General features: G+C 69.3%; 18 protein-coding genes and 6 pseudogenes. 17 read left to right on the top strand and 7 right to left on the bottom strand.

Annotated elements, in window-relative coordinates; genetic code table 11:
- Positions 1–11: 11 nt before the first annotated feature.
- A pseudogene (locus tag BLV72_RS52215) lies at positions 12–149 on the bottom strand (IS982 family transposase); the annotation flags it as partial.
- A 123-nt stretch (positions 150–272) separates the two neighbouring features.
- Positions 273–1,658 carry a PHB depolymerase family esterase gene (locus BLV72_RS37380; protein WP_093467966.1) on the bottom strand — a complete coding sequence of 462 codons (1,386 nt, stop codon included), beginning with the start codon at positions 1,656–1,658 and terminating at the stop codon, positions 273–275.
- 485 nt (positions 1,659–2,143) lie between these two features.
- Here BLV72_RS37380 and BLV72_RS37385 point away from each other — a divergent pair, with 485 nt between their 5' ends.
- Positions 2,144–2,860, top strand: coding sequence for an IclR family transcriptional regulator (locus BLV72_RS37385; protein ID WP_244321203.1), 717 nt, complete (start codon positions 2,144–2,146; stop codon positions 2,858–2,860).
- 100 nt (positions 2,861–2,960) lie between these two features.
- Here the strand turns inward: BLV72_RS37385 and BLV72_RS52505 are convergent, their stop codons facing one another.
- Positions 2,961–3,944, bottom strand: coding sequence for a poly(ethylene terephthalate) hydrolase family protein (locus tag BLV72_RS52505; RefSeq protein ID WP_093467970.1), 984 nt, complete (start codon positions 3,942–3,944; stop codon positions 2,961–2,963).
- Between the two features lie 1,615 nt (positions 3,945–5,559).
- Positions 5,560–6,063: pseudogene (locus tag BLV72_RS52510) on the bottom strand (NACHT domain-containing protein); the annotation flags it as partial.
- Positions 6,064–6,329: 266 nt separating this feature from the next.
- Between BLV72_RS52510 and BLV72_RS52220 the strand changes: the two are divergent.
- The 14 genes and pseudogenes from BLV72_RS52220 to BLV72_RS52230 form a co-directional block, all read left to right on the top strand.
- Positions 6,330–6,467, top strand: a pseudogene (locus BLV72_RS52220) (IS1380 family transposase); the annotation flags it as partial.
- Between the two features lie 97 nt (positions 6,468–6,564).
- Positions 6,565–7,032 (top strand): winged helix-turn-helix transcriptional regulator, encoded by a 468-nt coding sequence (locus tag BLV72_RS37405; RefSeq protein WP_093467973.1) that lies wholly within the window; start codon positions 6,565–6,567, stop codon positions 7,030–7,032.
- Positions 7,033–7,180: 148 nt separating this feature from the next.
- Positions 7,181–8,029, top strand: coding sequence for an alpha/beta fold hydrolase (locus BLV72_RS37410; RefSeq protein ID WP_208905851.1), 849 nt, complete (start codon positions 7,181–7,183; stop codon positions 8,027–8,029).
- Positions 8,030–8,043: 14 nt separating this feature from the next.
- On the top strand, positions 8,044–8,442 hold the full coding sequence (locus BLV72_RS37415) for a nuclear transport factor 2-like protein (RefSeq protein WP_093467976.1): 399 nt from the start codon (positions 8,044–8,046) through the stop codon (positions 8,440–8,442).
- Positions 8,443–8,687: 245 nt separating this feature from the next.
- Positions 8,688–9,680, top strand: a complete 993-nt coding sequence (locus BLV72_RS37420; protein WP_093467977.1) for an Ldh family oxidoreductase — start codon at positions 8,688–8,690, stop codon at positions 9,678–9,680.
- Between the two features lie 144 nt (positions 9,681–9,824).
- Positions 9,825–10,853 (top strand): LLM class flavin-dependent oxidoreductase, encoded by a 1,029-nt coding sequence (locus tag BLV72_RS37425; RefSeq protein WP_093467979.1) that lies wholly within the window; start codon positions 9,825–9,827, stop codon positions 10,851–10,853.
- Complete coding sequence (locus BLV72_RS37430; protein WP_093467980.1) at positions 10,850–12,493, top strand: AMP-binding protein; 1,644 nt, start codon at positions 10,850–10,852, stop codon at positions 12,491–12,493. Before BLV72_RS37425 ends, BLV72_RS37430 begins: the two co-directional genes overlap by 4 nt.
- A 101-nt stretch (positions 12,494–12,594) precedes the next feature.
- A complete protein-coding gene (locus BLV72_RS52225) occupies positions 12,595–13,107 on the top strand; it encodes a beta/alpha barrel domain-containing protein (protein WP_425288476.1) in 513 nt (170 codons plus the stop codon).
- Complete coding sequence (locus BLV72_RS50535; RefSeq protein WP_425288477.1) at positions 13,005–13,436, top strand: beta/alpha barrel domain-containing protein; 432 nt, start codon at positions 13,005–13,007, stop codon at positions 13,434–13,436. The genes BLV72_RS52225 and BLV72_RS50535 overlap by 103 nt, the downstream gene beginning before the upstream one ends.
- Before the next feature lie 83 nt (positions 13,437–13,519).
- Positions 13,520–15,022: an FAD-dependent tricarballylate dehydrogenase TcuA gene (gene tcuA / locus BLV72_RS37440; protein WP_093467982.1), complete on the top strand. Its 1,503-nt coding sequence runs from the start codon at positions 13,520–13,522 to the stop codon at positions 15,020–15,022.
- A 29-nt stretch (positions 15,023–15,051) separates the two neighbouring features.
- Positions 15,052–15,165: pseudogene (locus BLV72_RS50540) on the top strand (wyosine base formation domain-containing protein); the annotation flags it as partial.
- A 222-nt stretch (positions 15,166–15,387) separates the two neighbouring features.
- Positions 15,388–16,323 (top strand): aldo/keto reductase, encoded by a 936-nt coding sequence (locus BLV72_RS37445; protein ID WP_093467983.1) that lies wholly within the window; start codon positions 15,388–15,390, stop codon positions 16,321–16,323.
- A gap of 90 nt (positions 16,324–16,413) precedes the next feature.
- Positions 16,414–16,536 (top strand): annotated as a pseudogene (locus tag BLV72_RS51235) (TetR family transcriptional regulator); the annotation flags it as partial.
- 488 nt (positions 16,537–17,024) lie between these two features.
- Positions 17,025–17,243, top strand: a pseudogene (locus BLV72_RS52230) (hypothetical protein); the annotation flags it as partial.
- A gap of 153 nt (positions 17,244–17,396) precedes the next feature.
- Here the strand turns inward: BLV72_RS52230 and phtC are convergent.
- The 3 genes from phtC to BLV72_RS37470 form a co-directional block, all read right to left on the bottom strand.
- Positions 17,397–18,122: a 3,4-dihydroxyphthalate decarboxylase gene (gene phtC / locus BLV72_RS37460; RefSeq protein ID WP_093467985.1), complete on the bottom strand. Its 726-nt coding sequence runs from the start codon at positions 18,120–18,122 to the stop codon at positions 17,397–17,399.
- Entirely contained in the window at positions 18,119–19,111 is a 993-nt protein-coding gene (locus BLV72_RS37465; RefSeq protein ID WP_093467986.1) for a substrate-binding domain-containing protein, read from the bottom strand. Before BLV72_RS37465 ends, phtC begins: the two co-directional genes overlap by 4 nt.
- Before the next feature lie 113 nt (positions 19,112–19,224).
- Complete coding sequence (locus BLV72_RS37470; protein ID WP_093467988.1) at positions 19,225–20,319, bottom strand: ornithine cyclodeaminase family protein; 1,095 nt, start codon at positions 20,317–20,319, stop codon at positions 19,225–19,227.
- A gap of 113 nt (positions 20,320–20,432) precedes the next feature.
- On the opposite strand from BLV72_RS37470, the gene BLV72_RS37475 reads away from it, so the two are divergent.
- Together BLV72_RS37475 and BLV72_RS37480 are read left to right on the top strand one after the other, a co-directional pair.
- Positions 20,433–21,194 carry a FadR/GntR family transcriptional regulator gene (locus tag BLV72_RS37475; protein ID WP_093467989.1) on the top strand — a complete coding sequence of 254 codons (762 nt, stop codon included), beginning with the start codon at positions 20,433–20,435 and terminating at the stop codon, positions 21,192–21,194.
- A gap of 185 nt (positions 21,195–21,379) precedes the next feature.
- Positions 21,380–22,378, top strand: a complete 999-nt coding sequence (locus BLV72_RS37480) for a cupin domain-containing protein (RefSeq protein WP_093467991.1) — start codon at positions 21,380–21,382, stop codon at positions 22,376–22,378.
- Positions 22,379–22,416: the final 38 nt, after the last annotated feature.

Consider the following 22,416-nt stretch of genomic DNA (forward strand, 5'->3'; position numbering starts at 1 on the left):
TGCGGATCTGGCAGGACCTGGGCGACCGCCAGGCACGGCAGTTCGGCGTCCGTCAGTTTCAGGGGTCGCCCGATCCGGCGACAACGGGACACATGGTCGTCGATGAACACGTACAGCGCCGCAAGAAGGGCGTCCAAGCCAGAAGTCACACTCAGGCCGACGGACGCCCTTCGCCATGGTGGCGGCCGGCCCGGACATCGGACTCACTTCATCCCGTGTGCCCGCGACCCTCTTGAACGGATCCCGTGTCGCGGGGCAGGGGGACTTCGGTGTCAGGGCCTACGGGACTGATCGAAGAGCCAGTCGATGACGACGTCGTTCTCATATGTCTGTGCCCACGCGAAGTGCGGGCTCACCGGTGTCGTTCCGGGCGTGTAGCTCGTGAACAGCACATGGCTTTCGGCCCGGCGAGCCCGGTTCAGCAGGGCCCTGGACCGGGCTTCGAACTTCGCTTTCGGCAGGTCGTTGGCCCACTCCCCGCGGGTGATCTGTGCACCGGCGCTCTCCAGCGCGTTCATCAGCGTCCAGGTCCCGGGTTTTCCGAACCGTCCCTCGCGGTAGGGGACCACCGGGTCGTCGATGGAGTGATCGGCCCAGATCGGGATGTGTGTGATCCTGCCCATGGTGGACGGGTCACCCCAGCCGGCGGTGGCCAGGGCCGCGGCGAACGTGTGGGGATGCCTCGGGAGCAGATTGAAGATGCCTCGCGCACCCGATGACAGGCCGACGAGATAGATCCGGTCCGCGTCGACGGGGCGCCGCGTTGTGAAGGTGTCGATGAGTTCGACCAGCGCCGCTCGGACCTTGGGGTCGGTCCAGTCCGTACCGTCGGGGCCGTCCATGGGGCGGGGGAGTGGGATCTGGGGAGCGAGCACGAACGCCGGGTGGCGACGCTGGCGGGCCGGCTTGGCGAAGGTGACGGCGATGCGATTGGCGGTGAGCTGGGTCATGTTGTTGTCGGCGACCTCGCCGCCGCCGTGCAGGGTGACGACGAGCGGATACCTGGTGGCCGCCCCCGGGCTCCGCACGAACCCTTGCGGCTGGTACAGCCGGAAGGCCAGCTCGAATCCCGTGGAGTCGGTGAACGATCCCGCCGTGAAGTCGTCGACCACCGGCGTGATGACGTCGTCGTTCCGGATCGCCAACGGGCCGGCCGCGAGCACCAGGTCGCCGCCGGGCGTCCGCACATCGGCCACCTGCCTGATGGCGTAGGCGCGATGGAGCGGAAGAGGGTCGGTGCCGGAGGCCTGCGCATTGGCATCGTCCGGGTCGAGCTCGATGATGAGGTATCTGCCCGGCCGTTCCGCGTTGGGCAGGGCGTTCGTCCTGGCCGCGGTGTTCGGATAGACCCGGGAGACCGTTCGGGCCGCGCTCTGCCCGCCGAGGTCGGCGGTGACCTGGAACGCGGAGGGTGGGATGACGCCGCCGCACAGGGCGATGGGATTCGCGTAGTGGATGGCGACGGCGGTCACCCGCCAGTTGTTCCTGGGCGTCACCCGTGTGACGAGGGCGGTCCGCAGAGCGGGACCGGCTCCGGACGCCGCCGGTCGGCGCGGCGCCGGGGCATCGGCCGCGGCGGTGGCCGCGTCGCTCAACGTCGAGGCGGTGACGGTCCCCGCAGCGATGGTGAGCGCCGTACGTCTGGTGATGCCGCGCATAGGTCCTCCGTAAGGTGTCGGGCGGCCCGAGGGAGGGCCGGATGTGGAGTCGTTCGCCTGGTGCGGTGAACCGAGGAAGAGCCGTACGGCGTGGTGAGCGCCGACGCGTGGCGGGGCAGATGGCGAGGAAGGCGGTGGAGTGTCGCCGTATCAGGGTGAGTCTCCAAGCCGTGTTTGGACGGTGTCCAGCATCCGGACCGGGATCTGTCGATGCGTCATGTGCATCAATCCGGCCGTCTGCTCGTGCTCCTCGGGCAGGGGAAAGACAACTCCGCGGTGTGCACGACTGTCTTATGCGCAAACGACAGCTTCATATCCGGGGGCCAGGGGTGGCCCTGCCACCGCGCGAGTCCGAAGCTCTTGTTGTATGCATGCCAACAGTTCCGCACGGCCCTATCCGCCGAAGGGATCGTCACATGCGTTCAGCGCCGCCTCCCTCTTCGCCCAGCGGCGCGCCCGCTGAGAAGGAACCAGCCCCTCGCTCGGTGACGGGCCGGGTTCTGAGCGTGCTGGACGCGTTCGCCGGAGAACGCCGTCGGCTGACGCTTTCGGATATCAGCCGGCGGACGGGGATGCCGCTGGCCACCACTCACCGGCTCGTCGGCGAGTTGTTGTCCTGGGGTGCGCTCGAACGCAACCGGAACGGTCGCTACGAGATCGGCCTGCACTTGTGGGCGGTCGCGGCCATGGCCCCACGGCGGCTGGAGCTGAGAGACGTGGCGATGTCCTTCCTCCAGGGCCTGCACCGGAGGACCGGGCGGCAGCAGGTTCGGCTGACGGTGCTGGACGGCCTGGAGACGGTGCTCGTCGAGCGGATCGGCACCCCGGACACCGACGGAGCGGGCGAACCGGTCGGCGGTCGGCGCCCAGCGCACGCCACCGGTGACGGCCTGGTGCTCCTCGCGTACGCCGGGGCGACCACCCAGGAACGCTATCTGGCTCACCATGCCCCGGCGACCGGCCTGCGTCGTATGCTCGCCGAGGTGGAGGAGGCGGGCTTAGCGGTGATCGGCCGGTGGCACGGTCCGGCGGGCACGGTGTCGGTCGCGGCTCCTGTACGGGACGCGACTGGCGAGGTCGTGGCCGCCGTGTCCGTCGTCGCGGGGGCCGCTGCCGCCGGACGGAGGGTGCTCGCGCCCGCTGTCATGGCCACCGGCCGGGCCATCTCCCAGGCGCTGTGCCATCGGCGGAACGGCGCATGAGCCCGACACCTCCGCAGGGCGCGGTCACGGACGGAGCGGGCAGCACGGGCTCGTGAGGAGGGCTCCCGCGGCGGACCGCGGGAGCCCTGCGAGGACCCGCTCAGAACGGGCAGGTGTCCTGCCAGCGCGTGACCAGGGAGGGGCTGTTCTTGTCCGCTTCCCGCGCGGCACCGCACAGGAACGGGGTGAAGCGGGTGTCGCCGTGCAGCCAGCGGCTGAAGAACGACACGATCCACTTGCCCTGCTTGGCCTTGTTGCCGTAGCCGGTCATCGGGCAGAGATGGTCGCCGGGAACCTCGATGTAGAGCTTCTCGGCCCGGGACATCGAGTTGTACCAGGGCAGAGCGTAGGTGTTGCCGTGAGCGACGGGGTCGCTCTGACAGGTCATGAAGAAGGCGGGGTCGGTGACTCCGGAGAAGTTCTGGTTCGGGTAGTACGGGGCCAGGGGGACGCCCGCCCTGAAACGGGAGTCATCCCGGAGGGCGGCCATGACGCCACCGCCGCCCATCGAGTGCCCGGCCGCGCCGAGCGTGCCGTTTGCCTTCCCGTAGATCGGGTTGCCGGCGGTGGAGCTGAACGAGATCAGCTGGGTGCCGGCGGCGCTGATCTGCCGACCGCGCGACGCGGGATCGTCGCCCAGCGTGGAGGTGCCGACGTTGATGACGACGAAGCCCCAGGAAGCGAGCCGGGGCGCTAGCCACTGCAGGTTCTGCTGGGTGCCTTGATAGCCCGGCATCAGTACGACTCCGGGGTACGAGCCGCTGGCCGTCGGGTAGGTGATCGTGCCGGACCCGTACCCGCTCGGACGGGGAACGGTGTAGGTGGCGGTGGTCAGCGGCCCGTTCGTGGCCTCGAGTGAAGCGGTGGTCGGATCCGGGATCGTCGCGCGGACGGCAGCGCTCTCGGCGGAGGGTCCGGTCGCGGGCCTGCTCTGGGACTGCCGCACGGCGGCCGCGGTCGGTGTGACCGAGACGGCGAACAGCGTCGAGGCGAGGGTGGTCGCCAGCACGAACGGCACGGCCACGACACGGGGCCGGGACCGTAACGGCGAAGTCCTTCTGGACGAACGACGGGTTGGACGCATCGATGGACCTCCAGGATGCGGCGCGGGTGCGCGCTGCCGGAAGCGCAGCGCGTCCCGCAGCGTAAAGTGCGCCACAGACACCTTGAAGTCGGGTTTCTACCCAGCGGAAGGGATATGAGTTGCCCGCGGTGACGGTGCCGCGGGTTCGCGGAAGACAGGTCGCCCCTGTGACTTCTCCGCTCGTGCCAGAAGGAGAGCGATCCTCCGTGCCAGTCTCCGCAGGGTGAGGGAGACCGGTCGGCGCTCCGGGGGGCGGCTCCGTCAGGTCCTTCATGCGGACATCAGCAGAGTCGCTCAGGATGAAGGCCACTGGCGCCTTTCCCGCCAGTGCCAGAGTCACCTCGACAGCGCCTCTTGCACAGCCGTCGGCCTTGATCCTGCCGTCCCAGCCCAGAATGGAACGGCCATGGAGGGTTGCCGGCAGCCAGACCGTGCGGCGGGAGGACCCCTGGGACAGTTTCCACGACCAGGTCGCTACGCCTGTGCACGAGTAGGCAATCTGGTTCGCACAAACGGAGGTGTCGACGGAGTAGCGGGGCTTGTCCCCGGATTGGTACCTCAACTCGATCTTGGTCGAGGAAACGTACATCGCGGCCACCGTCATAAGGCCGAGCATGGCAAAACCAACCTGCGACAGGCTGGCGAAGACGGGTAGCAGAGGCCTCCATCGCCGCCACTTGGCGTTCCACTTGCCGTGAACCGACCGGGGCGGCTTCTCGGCGATTCCGCCGTCCAACTGCCTCAGCACTCGCTCGTGCCGGAACTGGTGGACCGGGCCGATCTGGCGCAGTACGCCGAGTTCGCGGGCGTCGTCGAGGAAGGGTGCCAGTCGCCATGGCAGCCGACGGGTGAGCCAGAACCACGAGCGCGACAGCTGGTATGACCCCCAGGCCGAGCCGAGCAGGGTGGCCACGCCCGAAGCGGCACCGACGATCGTGCCGTAATACCAGGCGGTCTGTCCCTCCGCCCTGAGCTCTCGTACCAGCCACCACGCTGCGCAGGCTCCCGTGATACCGCCGATCGCCAGAGCTGACGCGACGGCGATGAGCGCGTACCGGTGCAAGAGGGCCTTCGGTCCATGCTCGGCGGCCTTGGGCACATACACCTGCTTCAGGTCGTTTCGGACCGCGGCATGAGCGAGGTACCCCCCGAGTCCGACCAAGCAGCCGGTCGCCACTCCCCATACCGGACCGAACAGCACGTGCAGAAACCAGCCCCACACAGAGCCGAACGCCAGACCGACCAACGGCCCTGTCAGCCGGGCATCGATCTGCCACCAGGCGAAGTCGACCGTTCCGTCCCGTCGCATCTGGCGAGCCATCAGCGTCAGATAGCGCTTGGCCAGCGCCTCCTTGTAGCGGGTGGGCGGATCCTCCGTGTAAACGGCGGGGAGATACCGGTTCAGCAATGTGTCTTCGACATCCTCCTTGGAGTGCATCTGCGACACCAGTTCTCCAGGCTCGGTAAGGCGCGCCCGGTAGGTCGTCTTGGCCAGGTACAACATCAGGGGTGAGGCCATCGTCCGGGCCAACGTCGACTCCGACTCCCCTCGCATGGCGTCGAAGACCACATTCCAGCGGTCGTCACCGGACAGCTTCGACCGTGTCAGGTAGGTGATCGCTGCCTTCGCCTCCACGGCTTCGAGCTCTACGACCGCGGCTCTGGTGAGATGGGGCCCGGCCCCACACGCCGTTTCGTACTCGTCGCCGCGACAGGTGACCAGCAGCCAGCAGCCGTCCGGGATCACCTTGTCGATCGCCTCGATCGCCCGCGCGCGCAGCGGCTCCGGCAACTCGTCCAAACCGTCGAGCACCGGCATCACCATGCCCGCATCGAACAGGCCGGGCGCCGCGTCCACCCCGAACCTCCACCGGCTGGCGAGGCTTGGGCTGCTCTGCCTGATCTGCCGGAGAATCCATTCCCGCATCGAGATCGCCGGACGCCATGACGACAGCGACATCAGCACCGGGACCGGGTCACCGGGCTGAGGTTCTTTGGTCATCTCATGAACGAGCTGTATCGCGACGACGCTCTTGCCGGTACCCGGTGCTCCCAGTACCACGAGTTGATGCAGGGGCAGTTGTCGACAGGTCTCCGATACCTGAGTCACCGTGCCCATCAGTTCCTCCGGGGCGACGCCCAGCACGTCCCGCGACGGCTGGACGGGTCTGCCGCTCCCCTTCCAGGCGATTTCGATCAAGGTCGGTCGCTGCAGTTCGAGACGGGCCACGGCATGCCGCGCCCTGGACAGAACGTCCTTCCGTACCTGATCCGCCGCGCGGTCCACATCTGTGGCGGCCGGGTTGTCGTCGGTGATCACGGCCCGGCTCCGCCGCGGACCCAGCTCGTCCGGTGGGGAGGCGGAAGGAGGGCTGGTGGTGGTGTCCGATTGCGGCGGCAATGTTGCGTCACCGCCGGCGGCCCCGCGTCGAGGACCGTATCCGTGCCGCTCGCGCTCCCGGCCTGCGCAATCTCCCGCTCCACCGCGCCGCACAGAACCAGATCTGGCTGGAGATCGTCAGATCGCCCTCGCCCGGCTCGCACTGCGATCGAGGCTAGTAACATTACGGGACTACTTTTGACTTAAAACTACCACCGGGATCACCGGGGAGGAGAAGCCGTGTCTGACCAGGGGAGTCACGTCACCTTCCAGCATGGGCAGGAGTTCCTGGCCGCGATCTCCGAGCGCTGGAACTACCGGATCCTGCGGGAGGTGTTCTTCGGTGTTGGCCGCTTCGGCGAGCTCAAGCGGGCTCTGGGTATCTCGGCGAACATCCTCACCGCGCGGCTCAACAGTCTGACGGAGCTGGGCCTGCTCACCAAGCGCGCCTACCGCTCCGACAAGCCGTGGTACGAGTACCAGCTCACCGACAGCGCCCGCGAGCTCGTCGTCCCCGCCATCGCGGCCATCACGCGGTGGGCCGAAACCTATGCGACCGACACCGACGTCACGCACCACCCGCTGATGCACACGACGTGCGGCAACCCGACCAGTCCGTACCTCGCGTGCAGCAGCTGCCATCAGCCGGTCGAGGCCTCGACCCTGCGGCCGACGTCCACCGAGGAAGGCGGTGCCGGCCGGCGATAGGGGCCGGCTTCCGCGGCGCCGGGCGGGCGCGGTTCGAGCTCCCACTGATCACCTCGGTCCGAAGGCGAAGAGGGCCTAGTAGCGTTTTGGAACTAGTAGCGTTACGCTACTAGCAACTGAACGTCTCCTTGGTCATGGAGGACCGATCATGACGACGAACTGGCTCGAAGGGGTTACCGAGAAGCTGATCCCCACTTCACTGGGTCTGATCAACGTGCGCGTCGGCGGCCGTTCCGACGGCCCCGCCATGGTGTGCTGGCCGAGCCTGATGATGGACGGCGCCATGTGGCAGTACCAGTACGAGCACTTCGCCCCGACCCACCGCGTCGTGCTCATCGACAGCCCCGGACACGGCAAGTCCGACGCGCTTCGCAAGATCATCGATCTCAAGGACTGCTCCGACGCGCTCGTCGAGATCCTCGACGCGCTCGACATCGACAAGTGCGTTCTGGTGGGCAACAGCTGGGGCGGCATGCTCGCCGGGGTCTTCCCGGCCCACTACCCGCAGCGGACCGCGGCGGCGATCGGCATCAACTGCACCGCCTCCCTGCCCACGACCGTCGAGAGCATCTGGGCCACCGCACTGTCCACGTTCCTCTCGCTGCACTCGAAGATGCCGCCGCTGGCCGCCAAGGCCGCCCGCGCCGCCTTCGCCGGCCCCACCGCCGAGGCCACCAACCCCGAGTTCACCGAGTTCACCAAGTTCGTGCTGCGCGACGACCCGAAGTCGGTGGCGTGGGCGCTGCGCAGCATCCTCATAGGCCGCAAGGACGAGCACCGCCGCCTGAACACCATCAGGGACGTGCCCGTTCTGATCATCGCCGGCGAGGAGGACAGTCAGTTCCCGGTGCACGTGGTGCGGAAGATGGCGGACGCCATCGAGGGCAGCACTTTCCGCGTGCTCCAGCACACCGCCCACCTCGCCGCCCGCGAGAACCCCGAGGGTGTCAACGCCGAGATCGACGCCTTCCTTGCCACCCTGCCCGCCACGGTCTGATCGGGAGGCGACCTATGGAAAACAACGCACGGGCGACGGCCGTGCCCGGCTGGGTCCTGAAGTTCATGGATGCCATCGACACCCTGGAGTTCGGCGAGGGCTTCGCGCCGCTGACCGAGGACACCGACATGTTCTTCGGCACCGCACACCTCCATGGCGTCGACGCCATCAAGGCGTTCTTCGTCAAGATCGACGAGCCGCTGATCATCACCCACGAGGTCCTGGAGTTCTGGTCCGCGGGCGACGGCGTCCGACTGCTGCGCGGCGAGGCGAGGATGGCCAAGAAGAGCGATCCGGACCAGGTGGTGCGGGCCCCGTTCATGCACATCTTCTACCTCGACCAGGAAGAGCCGGTCCGCATCCGGACACTCCGCGTCACCGCGGGGCCGCTGGAGACCGACGCCGTGATGTGACCTCGCTGCGGGGTCTGCCGGCCAGTGCCCCAGGCCCGGAGCCGAGGATGGTGAGACCGGGCAGGACGAGCGCTGTCCGGTCTCGCCGCGCTGCGGGGGAGCGGCCGACGATCCACCGCGGGGACCGCGACGCCCACCCGGGTCAGCACTATCAGCATGCTTGTATTCGACTTCGCTCGCTTATATTGTGTAAGCATGCTTATGGACGGGCGAATTTCAGGTTCCCTCACCGCGAAGGTCGGTCAATGACGACTCTGTCCCTTCCCGACGCCCGCGCACTCGTCGCGGCCGCGCTGACCACATGCGGTTATTCCGCCACCGACGTCGAGACCATCGCCGACCACCTGCTCGACTGCGAACTGCGCGGGCTGTCCTTCGGCGGGCTCGCCCGCGCGCTGTCCATAGCGGAGCGAAGGCGCGCAACCGAGACGCCGCCGCAGCCGATCCGGATCGTGGCCCAGACGCCGGTGTCCGCCACCGTGGACGGCGGCGACCAGGTGGGCTACCTCGTCGGCATGCACGCACTGGAGCTTGCCGTGGCGAAGGCCCACGCCCAGGGAGTCGCGGTGGTCGGCGCACGTAACACCTGGTACACCGGGATGTTCTCGTACTACCTCGAAAAGGCCGCGGCAGCCGGCCTCGCCGGGATGATCGCGGGCAGCGGGCCTGCGGTGGTGGCCCCGCACGGCGGCACCGAAGGCCGGTTCGGCACCAACCCGATCGCGTTCGGTTTCCCGGCCACCCCGGCTCCCGTCATCTGGGACATCGGCACCTCCACCGTGATGTATGGGGAGGCGAAGCTGAAGGCGCGGCTCGGGGAGAAGCTGGCTTCCGGCCATGCCTACGACGCGGCCGGAGCCCCGACGCTCGACCCGGCCGCCGCGCTCGAGGGCGCGTTCGGCGTGTGGGGCGGCCACAAGGGCTCGGGGCTCGCTCTGGTCGTCCAGCTGCTCGGCATGATGTCAGGCGCCGCCGCTGATCCGTCCGGTGTTTCGGATTGCGGCTTCTTCATCGTGCTGTTGGATCCCGGTGTGCTCACCGACGCGGGCGACTACCGCCGACGGGTCGCGGCCTTCGCCGAATCGGTCCGCGCCACTCGTCCCGTCGAGGGCGGCAGTCCGGTCCGGGTGCCGTTCGACCGCTCGGTGAACTGTCGGAACCAGACGCTCCGGCGCGGCACCATCGACGTGCCCGAAGCGGTGGTCACGGCCTTGCGCCGGGAGGCCGCGGGTGTCTGAGGACGGCGCTCGCCGGCTCGGAGTCGGCGACCGCCCGGGCCGGACTGCGGATACGCCGACCGCACCATTTCGCCCGGGACGAGGCCGGGTTCGCCCGCCGGCCCCGCTCCCGTAACGGATTCCACGCAGAAAGCTGAAAAACCCATGATCGAATTCTTCACGGGGCTGCAGCCCCTTCAGGCCGGCGAGGCCGATCCAGACCGAATGATCTCCAGGATCAAGGAACTGGACCGCTCGAACGCCATTGACCGGGTCCTCGTCGGATACTCCGCCACCTGGCCGCACAACCACGCCACCGCACCGTTCGCGCTGGCGGCGTCGGAGAAGTTCTCGCCCATCGTCGCGCACCGCCCCGGGGTCATGGCGCCGGTGGCCGCCGCGCGCTACTTCGCCACCCTCGACGTGCTGGCCCGCGGGAGGCTCGCCGTCAACGTGGTCGTCGGCGGCTCCGACAAGGATCTGCGACGTGAGTCTGACGACCTGCCCAAGGCCGCACGGTACCGGCGGGCGGTCGAGTACCTCGACCTCGTGCGCCGCGCCTGGACCGAAACCGAGCCCTTCGACCACCACGGCGAGTACTACACGGCCGAGGCGGTGAAGCTGCAGACCAAGCCGGTGCAGGGCCAGGTGCCGATCTTCATGGGGGGCGAGAGCGCCGACGCCGTGGACTTCGGCGCCCGCCACGCCGACCTGTACATGCTCTGGGGGGAACCGTTCGCCGGCACGAAGGAACGCGTCGACCAGGTCACCGCGGCGGCCCACAGCTATGACCGCCCCATGCGGTTCTCGCTGAGCCTGCGCCTGTTCATCGGTGACACCGACGAAGACGCCTGGGCCCGGGCCCGTGCCGTGGAGCGGCAGATCGCCGAGGCCGCCGGAACGCCGACCTTCCTGCGCTCGTCGTCGACCGACACCTCCGTCGGGCGGCAACGGGCGCTCGCGCTCACCGACCACGAGTTGCACGACGACTGCTTCTGGACCGGGCTGACCAAGCTCCTGGGCGGCTTCGCCAACTCCCAGGCGCTGGTCGGCACGGAGGAGCGCATCCTGGACACCCTCGGCCGGTACCGGGAGCTCGGGGTCGACACGTTTCTCGTGACGACCGGCGCGGAGGCGGCCTGGGACCCGTCGTTGGAGGGTTTCCTGGCCCGGGCGAAGAAGGAGCTGGCATGACACCCACCATCGCCCGGGGCAATGGCGACCCGGGCCTGGAGAACTTCTCCGATCTCGCCGACGGCACGGTCGGCGGCCTCATCGCCGCCCGCGCCGAAGAACATCCGGACAAGCCCGCGCTGGTCTTCGAGGACAGCGAACTGACCTACGGCGCACTCGACGCGGCGGTCACCGACGTGGCGCGCGGTCTCCTCTCGGCAGGCGCCGACCCGGGCAGCTCCGTCGGGATCTTCCTGCCCAACCGGCCCGAGTACCTGCTCGCCTGGCTCGGAGCGGCCCGCGCCGGCCTCATCGAGGTCCCGATCAACACCGCCTACAAGGGCTCCTTCCTCGACTACGCGATCCGCAGCACCGGCGTGCGCGTGCTGGTCACCGACGCGGCCCTGCTGGAACTTCTCGCCGATCTGCCGGAAGTACCACCGACACTCAAGACCGTCGTGCTGGTGGACGGAGACCGGCCCCATCGCATCCCGCCCGCGATGACGGTACAGACCTGGAACGACCTGCTCGCAGCCGGCGATCCGGCGGCGGACCTCCCCGGCGTCGCGCCCAAGGACCCGGTCGCGACCATGCTCACGTCCGGAACGACCGGGCGGAGCAAGGGCGTGGTGTACCCGCACCTGATGCAGCTGGTCGCCGCGCGCGAGTGCGCGGTGCAGATGGCCACGACCGCCGATGAGCGGCTCTACACATGTCTCCCGCTGTTCCACGGTGCCGCGCAGATCAACATATCCATGCACGCCTTCTACGCGGGGGCGACCGTGGTCCTCGGGCGCCGGTTCAGCGCCAGCAGGTTCTGGGACGAACTGCGCACCCACCGGGTCACCCAGTTCAACGCCCTCGGCTCGGTCCTGCCGATGCTCCTGGCGCAGCCCCCGTCCGACCGCGATCGCGACCACCGGGCGACGAAGGTGTTCGCCGCACCCGCCCCGCCCCAAGTGCTCCATCCCTTCGAGGAGCGCTTCGGCGTACACGTCGTCGAGGGCTACGGGCTCACCGAGATCAAGAACGTTCTCTACAACCCCCTCGGCGCCCGGAAGGTCGGCTCGCTGGGCCTGCCCACCGAATCGTCCCTCCTGGAGATCCACGACGAGTTCGGGAACCGTGCCGCGCCGGGCCAGGCCGGGGAGATCGTGTACCGGCCCCGCCTGGCGAACATCATGTTCTCCGGCTACCACCGCGATCCCGAAGCGACGCTCGCGACCATGAAGGATCTCTGGTGGCACACCGGCGACCTGGGCTACACCGACGAAGACGGCTACTTCTACTTCATCGACCGCAAGAAGGACGCCCTGCGCCGCCGCGGCGAGAACATCTCCTCCCACGAGGTCGAGTCGGTCCTGCTGGCCTACCCCGGCATCGTGGCCGCTGCCGCCGTCGGCACGCCGTCGGAGCTGGGCGAGGACGAGGTCCTCGCCGTCGTGCAGCTCGAACCCGGCCACGAGCCGGACCACATGGGCCTGTTCGCTCACTGCGACCGGTCGATGCCGCACTTCATGGTCCCCCGCTACTACCGCTTCGTGGACCGGCTTCCCGTCACACCCAACGGCAAGGTGCGCAAACACCAGTTGCGTGACCGGGGCAGCGCCGATGCCTGGGACGCGCTCGCCGCCGGGCTCAAGCCCACCCGCCACGCCTGAGGAAACGCCATGTCCCTGCCCGACGCCGTACGCATCCGGGAAATCGCCCCCGGCTGACCTTCCAGGACCATGCGGTCCCGACCGACGTCAAGATCGAACTCGTGCGGCGGCTCGTCGACGCCGGTGTCCGCGCGTTCGAACTGTCCTCCTTCGTCAGGCCCGATCTCGTACCGGGCCTCGCCGACGCCGCGGAGGTGTTCGCCCGCGTGCCGCGAGTGCCCGGACTCAGCCTCGGCTGCTGCGTCGCCAATCTGCGCGGGCTCGCCCGCGCGGTCGACGCGGGGGCCGACACGGCGTACTTCCTGCTGTCCGCTGACGAGGAGTTCGCCCGCGCCAACACCGGACGGTCCACCCAGGACTCGATGCGCGAACTGGAGCGCATGGCCGTCTACGCCGCGGACCGGAACATCGTGCTCGGCACCTACGTCATCTTCGCCTGGGGTGGGCCGACCGGCCCCCGCGCACCGCCGCGGATTTCGAACCGCTGGCCCGAGGGCTCCTCGACATCGGGGTGGACCGCTGGATCCTCGCGGATTCCTCCGGCTACGCGGCGCCGCCCCAGATGTGCGAACTCGTCACCGCCGCGCTCGCGCACGTGCCGCCGGGGAACCTGACGGTGCAGGTCCACGACGACCGCGGCATGGGCCTCGCCGCCCTGCTCCCACTCCTCGAACTCGGCGTCCACCACATCGACACCTCCCTTGCCGGCAGCGGCGGCCACCCGGCGATGCCCGGCACCCAGGGCGGCGGTCTGTGCACCGAGGACGCCGTGCAACTGCTCGAACGGTCCGGGGTCGGCACCGGTATCGACCTGCCCCGTCTGATCCAGACGGCGAACTGGCTCACCGGCGAGGTCGGCGTGCCCGGCGAGGGATTTGTCCGGCACACCGGCCCCGTACCGAGCACCGCCCGGCCCGGCACACCCCTCTCCTTCACCTGGTGACACCCCATGAGCGTCTTTCGCCATGCACTTCAGCCACCCCGACCCGCACCTGCCGGTGCAGCACCATGCCTCAAGGAGGACCAGTGACGGAAACCCCTGCGCCCACGATCGTCGTCGCCGGCGCCGGGCTGACCGGGCTCTCGGCGGCGATCTCCGCCCGCGAGGCCGGCGCCCGCGTGGTGCTGCTGGAAAAGGGCAGCCGCGAGGACGTCGGCGGGAACGCCGCCTTTTCCGGCGGGCTGTTCCTGTTCTGCTATGACGGGCCGGACGATCTGACGTCCATCACGGAGGATTTCGAGCCCGGCATGAAAGCCGACCGAATAGAGGCGCCCCCCTACACCCGCCAGGCCTACGCGGCCGAGTTGTCGGCGATGAGCGGCGGCCAAGCCGAGCCGCGGCTGGTCGATCGGCTCGCCGAGCGGTCGTTGGACACGGTCCGCTGGCTGGCCGCGAAGGGCGTCCGCTTCACGTTCAACCGAACCGTGGGGGCCGCGGTCCGCGACGGCGTCCTGCACATTCCACCCGGCCAGATCCTGACGTGCACCGGCGAGGGAATGTCACGCGGGTTCGAGGTGATCCGGCCCCTGCTGGCGCACGCCGAGCGGATCGGCGTGGAGATCCGCTGGTCCGCACCACTGGTGGAGGTGGTGCGCAGCGACGGCCGGGTCACCGGTGCCGTGGTCGGCGACGGCGGCGAGACCGTCCCCGCCGCCGCGGTGGTGGTCGCGACCGGCGGCTTCCAGGCCAGCCGGGAACTTCGCCGCGAGTGCCTGGGGCCGCAGTGGGAGACGGTGCGCCTGCGCGGCACCCGCCTGGCCACGGGCGACGGGATCCAGGCCGCACTTCGCGCCGGGGCGGAGAAGGCCGGGACCTGGGCGAGCTGCCATTCGGCCGCGGTCGACCCGACCATGCCCTCGCCACAGCGCAGTGAGGCCTCACCGCCCTTCCCGCTGCACGGCTTCTGGCTCGGCGTACTCATCAACCGCGATGGCGAGCGGTTCGTCGACGAGGGCCCCGGCCCGTGGGTCAAGAACTACTCGAAGATGGGCAAGGCCATCATGCGCCAACCGGGATGCGAGGCATTCGAGATCTTCGACCAGCGCACCGCGGCCCGGGTGGCCGACGAGTTCGCCGGCGCGGCCGAGCCCATCGTCGCGCACAATGTCCCGGAACTCGCCGAGCGGATCGGGGTGCCCGCCGACCGGCTGGCACACACGCTCGAGGCGTTCAACAACGCCTGCCCGTCCGGTGACGGCGCGGCCGAAGGCCGCGGCACGGCCGGCATCACACCGCCCAAGTCGGGTTGGGCCTCGCCGCTCGACCAGCCACCGTTCGTCGCCTACCACGCCGTCGCGGGGCTCACCTTCACCTTCGGCGGCATCCGGATCGACCCGGACGGGCGGGCGCTCAGCGCGGACGGGACGCCGGTGCCCGGTCTGTACGCGGCCGGCGAGGCTGTGGGTGGCCTGTTCTACGGCGATTATCCCGGTGGTGCCGCCCTCATGCGCGCCGCGGTGTTCGGCCGCGTGGCCGGAGCCACCGCCGCGCAGGAAACGAAACGGCTCCCCACTCCGGCCGCCGGTTGAGCACGTCCTCGCGCCGGGAGCAGAGTGTTCCCCGGTTCGGGCCGCCGATGAGCGCGGCGACGCCGGCCACAGCACGTCTCATGGAGTACTTCGCTCACGGCCAGGATGTCGCCGCCGCCCTGAAGATCGTCCGCCGGCCCACGCCTCACAGTTCGCTATCGCCGTCGTCCTGACCGATCGCAGTGGCCCCGTCGGCTGTCCAACGACCGCTATGGACACCCGGCTGCCGCTTCGGCGCGAGTATCCGGGACTCGCTGCCCGCCGCCGAGATCGCGTTCGCCGCCGATGGACCCTCCGCCCCCCTCAAGTGCACAGTGGGCCCCGCCTTGTACCGTGCGGACCTGAACATCTGAAAGGAAACCGTCGTGAAGACCTTCACCATGCCCGGCACCGACATCCTCGCCCCGAACGTCGTGCTCGGCCTGATGCGTATCGCCGACAAGACCGACGAGGACGTCCGCGAACTCGTCCGCACCGCGCGCGACGCGGGCATCGACTTCGTCGACCACGCCGACATCTACGGCGGCGAGCTGCACGCTTGTGAACGCCGCTTCGCCGACGCGATGGCGCTGAGCCCGTCGCAGCGCGACGAGATCACGATCCAGACCAAGGCGGGAATCGTGACGGACGGGCCGTACTACGACTTCTCTTACGAGCACATCGTCGCATCGGTCGAGGGCTCACTCGCGGCCCTGCGGACTGACCGCATCGACATCCTGCTGCTGCACCGCCCCGACGCGCTTGTCGAGCCCGAAGAGGTGGCCCGCGCCTTCGATGAGCTCGAATCCTCGGGCAAGGTACGCGCCTTCGGCGTCTCGAACCAGACCCCACGCCAGATCGACCTGCTGCGCAGGTACGTACGTCAGCCCATCGTGGCCAACCAGCTTCAGCTCTCGATCACACACGCGCCGATCATCGGTCAAGGGGTCGCTGCGAACATGCTCACGGAGCAGCAGTCGGCCACCCTCGACGGCGGAGGGATCGTCGACTACTGCCGTCTGAACGACATCACCATCCAGGCGTGGTCTCCCTTCCAGGCCGGCTTCTTCACGGGTGTCTTCCTCGGTTCGCCGGACTACCCCGAGCTCAACGCCGTTATCGACCGCCTGGCCGGCCAGTACGACGTCCCCGCCATCGCGATCGCGACTGCCTGGATCACCCGCCACCCCGCTCAGATGCAGGTCGTGCTCGGCACCACCAACCCGGAGCGCGTCGCGGGCGCCGCCCAGGGCTCCGAACTTCGACTCACCCGGGCCGAGTGGTACGAACTGTTCCGCGCCGCCGGTCACCTCGTGCCCTGAATCCGGATGCGGGGCACCACCTGAATCACCCCACGAACGTCGGCGCGCAGGCGGTCGTACCGGAAGGGCCCCGAGAGGCGCGCGCAGATCATCGCGCGCGCCATCGAGTTGTTCGCCGTGCAGGGGGTGGGCGCGTCGCTGCGGGCGATCGGCGACTCGATCGGTGTGTCGCATGCGGCACTGCGGTACTACTTCGCGACGCGCGACGATCTGCTGCTGGAGGTGTACCGCGCTCACGAGGCGGGAGGGGACGCCAAGCCGACGCCGGAGGAGGTGTCGGCAGTGGCGGTGATGGAGCAGAGCGCCGAACAGAACCGGGCGATCCCCGGTCTGGTCGAGCTCTACGCCACACTGACCACCGATGCCCTGCAGGCGCAGGCCCACCCTCGCACCCGGGAATTCGTCCAGGCGCGCTTCGCGCGGCTGCGCGCCGACCTGGCCGAGCGGATCCGCGTCGGCCGGCGTGCCGGGGCGATCGCCGTCGACTGTGACAAAGCGTCACTGTCGCCGGGCAGATCGGCGCAGGGGCGGCGCCCGGACTCCGGGTGCCGCACGGCGACACGGGATGGGCATGGTTCGACGCGGTTGTCGCCAGCCGTGCCGGGCAGGGGCCAACCTCCAGAACGGAGTCCGGCTCCAGGCGGCCACTGGCAGCCGCCTTCGGCGTTGGCGCCAACATCTGCTTCGCCACCACCGCCACCGTGCCCGGACTGCTCGCCGGGCAGATCCTCATGGGCGGCGTGTGGGGCGTCTTCGCGGCACTTGGGATCATCATGGCCCAGCGGCTGCTGCCCAGCGCGGTCGCCACCGTGTCCGCAATCTTCATCAGCTCCGCCGCACTCAGCTCCGCGTTGGGCGGTGCCGCGGGAGGACTGGGCGTCGCGGCAGTCGGCCCGCCCCACGTCTTCCTCCTCCCGGGCGCGTTCGGGCTCATCGCCGTCGTCGGACTCGCCCTCATGGACGTCCCGCACGGCCCGCGAGGTCGCGGATGTGGTCGAGGGAGGAGACCACGTGATCGCCCTGGGCAACGTCCTGGCGGCCGAAGCCACCAGGGGTGCCCCCCTTCCGTGTGGTCAGAGCCCCAGACCCGCGTGTTCCAAGGCCGCCACATGGCTCTTCCACACCAGCGTGTCGTTGAACCCGCCTCCCAGGTCCGGGAGTTCGGCGATGTCCTGCGGTGGCAGGGGGGAGGGGAGTGTGGGTCCGGCGGCCGAGCGCAGGGTCATGATCGCGAGCGACTCGACCGACAGGGCCCGTACCACGGCTTGCTGTACGGAGTCCCCGGTGGCGACGATGCCGTGGCCACGGAGGATCGCGACCGGGCGGTCGGCGAGGGCCGCGACCACCTCCTGGCCGAGGTCGGCGCGGGTCACCAGGACCGCCCTCGGATAGACGGGAATGCCGTCGAGTGCCATGCGCATGGCTGGGATGTCGTACGCGCCGACGATGGGGCGCAGGGGCAGGCCGGCCAGGTCGGCGGCCACCACATGGGGCGGGTGGACGTGGACGACCGCTTCGACGTCGGGACGGGCGCGCAGGATCTCGCGGTGGATGGGGAGTTCGTTGGGGGCCCGGTAGCCGTCGGGTGGCGCCGGCTCGCTGTCCAGGGGGATGGGATGGACGTCGGAGGGCTCGGTGAGGAGCAGCCCTCGTTCGTGTGGGCCCCGGCATCGCACGTACAGGGCACCGTCGTCGCGGCGTAGGGAGATGTGGCCGAGGATGTCGGCGGCCAGGCCGCGGAACGCGAGGATCCGGCAGCCGAGCGCGATCAGCTCCTGGGGAGCGGACGTGGACGTCACAGGACGAAGGTGTCGGAGGCGGACGCCAGCACCAGCTCCTCCGCCGTGCGGTGGCGGGAGACGAGATGTTGCTCGTGCTGGTAGCGGGCGAAGGTCTCCAGCGCGGTCCGGTTGTTCTCCAGGCCGTAGTCCCACCAGCCCTCGCCGAGCGCCTCGGCCGTGGCGGTCACGTGCTCCTGCAACCACGGCAGCATGATCTTCAGCGCGCTGCGGTAGCGCAGGTCGTCGTAGGCGATGCGGAGGGACTCTTCGAAGGCCTTGGTCAGCGAGCGGGTGATCCACGGGTGTCGTTCGACAAGGGCTCTGCGTACGGCGACCACGTGCATGATCGGGAAGATGCCGGTGCGGGCGTAGTAGTCGCGCTCGACGGCCGGGAAGTCCTCGAAGAGGTGCCGGATGTGCGGGTCGCGGCCCATGCAGGAGGGCTGGCTGGCGCTGTAGATCGCGTCGATCTCGCCGTCGGCGAGCATCCGGGAGAGGGTCTGCTCCGGGCCGATCGGCGTGATCTTCACCGTGGAGGGGAGGTCCAGCGGGAGCTTCTCGGGGCGGCCGGGCTGCTCGATGCCGCCGGTGAAGTAGTGGACCGACTCGACAGGCACCCCGTACTCCTCGGCGAGGATGCCGCGCTGCCACACGCCGGCCGTCATCTGGTACTCGGGCGTACCGACACGCTTGCCGACGAGGTCCGCCGGCTTCTCGATGCCGCTGCGGAGGTTGACGTAGATCGACTGGTGGCGGAAGAAGCGGGAGGGGAAGACGGGCAGGGCGACGAAGGGCGGGTCGTCCTGGTCGAGGGTCATCGAGTAGCTGGACAGGCTCAGTTCGCTGACGTCGAACTCGCGGTGCCGGAGCTGCCGGTAGAACGTCTCCTCCACGCCCAGCGGCAGGAAGGTGAGGTCGATGCCTTCGGGCCGCACACGGCCGTCCTGGAGGGCGCGCACGCGGTCGTAGTCACCGCAGGCGAAGGAGAGAGGGAGGCGGTGGGTCATCGGGGCTGCTCCTTCGGTCACACACGGGGGAAGGGCGGGAGGGGCAGGTGTGTGTTGATCACGGTAGGCGGGAGCATGCGAAAGCGTCAATGGTTATACCAATAGGCCCTGGATCAGTCGCGGATGTCCTGGAGCAGCCAGTCCAGCGGGATCTCGCGTCCCAGGCCCCGCTCCCGCGCGCGCTCGTAGATCAAGGCGGCGACAGCGTGGAACTGGGCGCCCTGGATGTTGCCGCGCTCGGAGAAGGTGATCTGCCGGTCGTCGGTGCGGGCCCGTGCGGTGCCGTCGAGGAGCTCGCGCAGGCCGACCCTGCGTGGCCCTTGGGGCGGGCGGCGGGTGTGACCGTGGCGGTGGCGGGGCCAGACGGGATCGTCCGGTCGGGCGCGGTAGACCACGTACTCCTCGTCCGTGGCCCAACTCGGCGTGGAATGAGGAGCGTTGGCGTCGCCGAGCCGCAGCCATACGTCGAGTCGCTCGACGGCGCGGCGGTCCAGGCGGCCGCCGATGCAGGTGATGTGCGTGCCGGGGGCGAGGTGCTCGCCGAAGACCACCTCGCCGACCGCGTCCGTGCAGCCGGCGACGAGGTCCGCGCCCCGGTGGGCGGACGCGGCGTCCTCCACGACGACGGCCTCGAGCCCGTACCGCTCGCGCGCCTCGGCGGCGAACGCCTCCCGGTGGGCGCGGGTCGGGCTGTAGACCTGGACGCGCTCCAGCGGGAGGACGGTCAGCAGCGCCTCCAGATGGCTGCGGGCCATGCCGCCGGAGCCGAGCAGACCCAGCACGCGGCTGCCGGGGCGGGCGGCGTGCCGGGCGCCGAGCGCGGAGTCGGCGCCGACCCGCAGGTGCTGGAGCAGGCCGTCGTTGAGCAGGGCCACCGGCTCGCCGCTGCGGATGTCCAGAAGCAGGACGAGACCGCAGTAGCGGCCGGGTGTGACGCAGTACTTCTCCTGAGTGCCGGCCCCCTCGGGGCCGGTCTCGACGAGGAGGTCGGATTTCATGCGGATCGCGGCGTACCCGGTGCGGGCTGAGCCGCCCTCCATCGTGCCCCACTGGTAGACCCGGCCGGCACCGGCCGGAAAGCGCAGGTCGATACGCGGGCGGCAGACGCCCTCGCCCGTGGCGAGGTCCCCGTACGAGGCCTCCAGGGCGGCGATCGCATCGGGCATCGTGAGAACGGCGGCGGTGACATCGTTGCCGAGGAGCAGCACGGGACCTCCCGGACGGATCTCCCCAAGGGCGTTTTCCAATGGAATTTTGGTATGACGTTATTCCGTTGGTCACAAGCAGGTCAAGCGTCGCCCTCTCATGGGAGAATGCCTCTATGTCAACCCGAGCGAGTCAGACTTCGGAGAACGAGGCGCAGTCCGGGCGGGCGGCCGTCCCGCAGGAGCTGTTCAAGGCCGTCTCCTCGAGCCGTGTCTCCCAGGTGATCGTCGAGCAGATCCGGCGCCTGCTGAAGGAGGAACGGCTGCAGCCGGGCGATCGCCTGCCCAGCGAACGCGAGCTGTGTGTGCAGTTCGGCGTCAGCCGGGTCACCATCCGTGAGGCGCTGCGCATCCTGGAGGTCAACGGCCTCGTCGAGATCAGAGTCGGCGCGCGCGGCGGTGCCTTTGTGACGGCGCCGACCTCGAGCCGGGTCAGCGAGGGCCTCGCCGACCTGCTCACGCTCTCGCCGCTCACCGCTTCCCAGGTCACCGAGGCCCGACTGATCTTCGAGCTGGGTGTGGTGCCCCTGGTCGTGGAGCGGGCCACGGAGGAGGACGTCGCCGATCTGCGCGCCATGTGCGACGCCCACGCGGAGGCGATGAAGGAGGGGCAGTACACCATGGAGCTCTCCACGGCCTTCCACATCCGGGTCGCCGCCTGCACGCACAACCCGGCGATCGAGATGCTCGTGCAGTCCTTCCACGGCCCGATGCTGATGAGCCTGCGGGAGGCCCAGGCCATCGAGCCGAGGATGGGCCGGCGCGGGACCAAGGAACACCGCGAGTTCGTCGAGGCGATCGCCGCCCGCGACGCCGAGGCCGCGACCAGGATCATGCGCACCCACCTGGAGCGGACCGCCTCCCGTGTGAAGGACTGAATCACATTCCCAACGCGCCCCGGCCCACAGGAGCCGGGGCGCTTTCGTATGCCCCCGCGGCGCAGGAGGCGGCGGATCCGGCAGCCGTACCGGCAGCAGTGGCTCCGGCAAGAGGGTTGGCACTCCCTTGATTCGGTATTATGGTCAGACCGTTAGTCAGTTGAGCTGCCCTACAGGAGGAATCCATGGCAAAGAAGGGGCGCACCTTCGTCCGCGGCCTCACCTCTGAGACGTACGGGCTCGGCGAGTTCCGGACCCGGCAGTTGGCCTCCAAGCGTGTCCGGGACGACACGGTGGTCGTCGACGACGCCAAGGTCGCCCACTCCGGCGACAGCGAGAAGTCCCGCACCTGGTGGCGGATCGGTCCCGGTGACGAGGAGTTTCTCACCCAGACCGTTCAGGTCCACTTCGTCCAGCTGCCGCCGCAGTCCAGCAACCACGGCCACGGCCACCAGAATGAGGCCGCCTTCTACATCCTCGAGGGCCGCGGTTACGAGATCCACGACGACCAGCGCTACGACTGGGCCAAGGACGACTTCGTCTTCGTCCACACCGACTCGGTCCACCGCCACTTCAACCCGTACGACGAGCAGGCCACCGCACTGGTGGTGAAGGCCAAGAGCACCTGGATGTTCATGGGCCTGTGGCAGCAGGGCCGCAGCGGCCCGATCGACCGCCCGGACGAGTTCGGCCCCCGCGAGGACTGGTCGCGGGTGTGGACCCCGGGTGTCCTGGACCGCAAGAAGGTCATCTCTCCGGCCGACACGACCTGGGAGACCACCCCGCTCGGCCGGCAGCGCGTGCTCACCTCGCCCGAGCGCACCGACGCGCGCCTGTTCTCCGTCGACGCCTACGAGCTGGACATCCCGACCGGCAGCCGTTCGGGCAAGTACTGGAAGATGGCCGACGAGGTGCTCTACATTCTCGACGGCGGCGGCTACGCGCTTCAGTGGGAGGTCGAGGCGGAGATCGCGGAGAAGTACTACGCGCGGGTCGCCCTCGAGCCGAGCCGGCACGAGATCAAGAAGGGCGACACGCTGTATGTGCCGCAGAACCACATCTGCCAGCTCTTCGCCCACGACGGCACGCCGTTGAAGGTCTTCTCGGCTCAGAACCGGATCTTCAAGCACCTGGGCTACGACACGGTCCACTATCTGGAGAACGCCCCGGAGTACGAGGGCTGACCACTGTCTCACGGAAGCGGCCCGGGGCTCGACGAGCC

This window comes from Streptomyces melanosporofaciens (genome assembly GCF_900105695.1).
Taxonomy (GTDB): Bacteria; Actinomycetota; Actinomycetes; order Streptomycetales; family Streptomycetaceae; genus Streptomyces; species Streptomyces antimycoticus.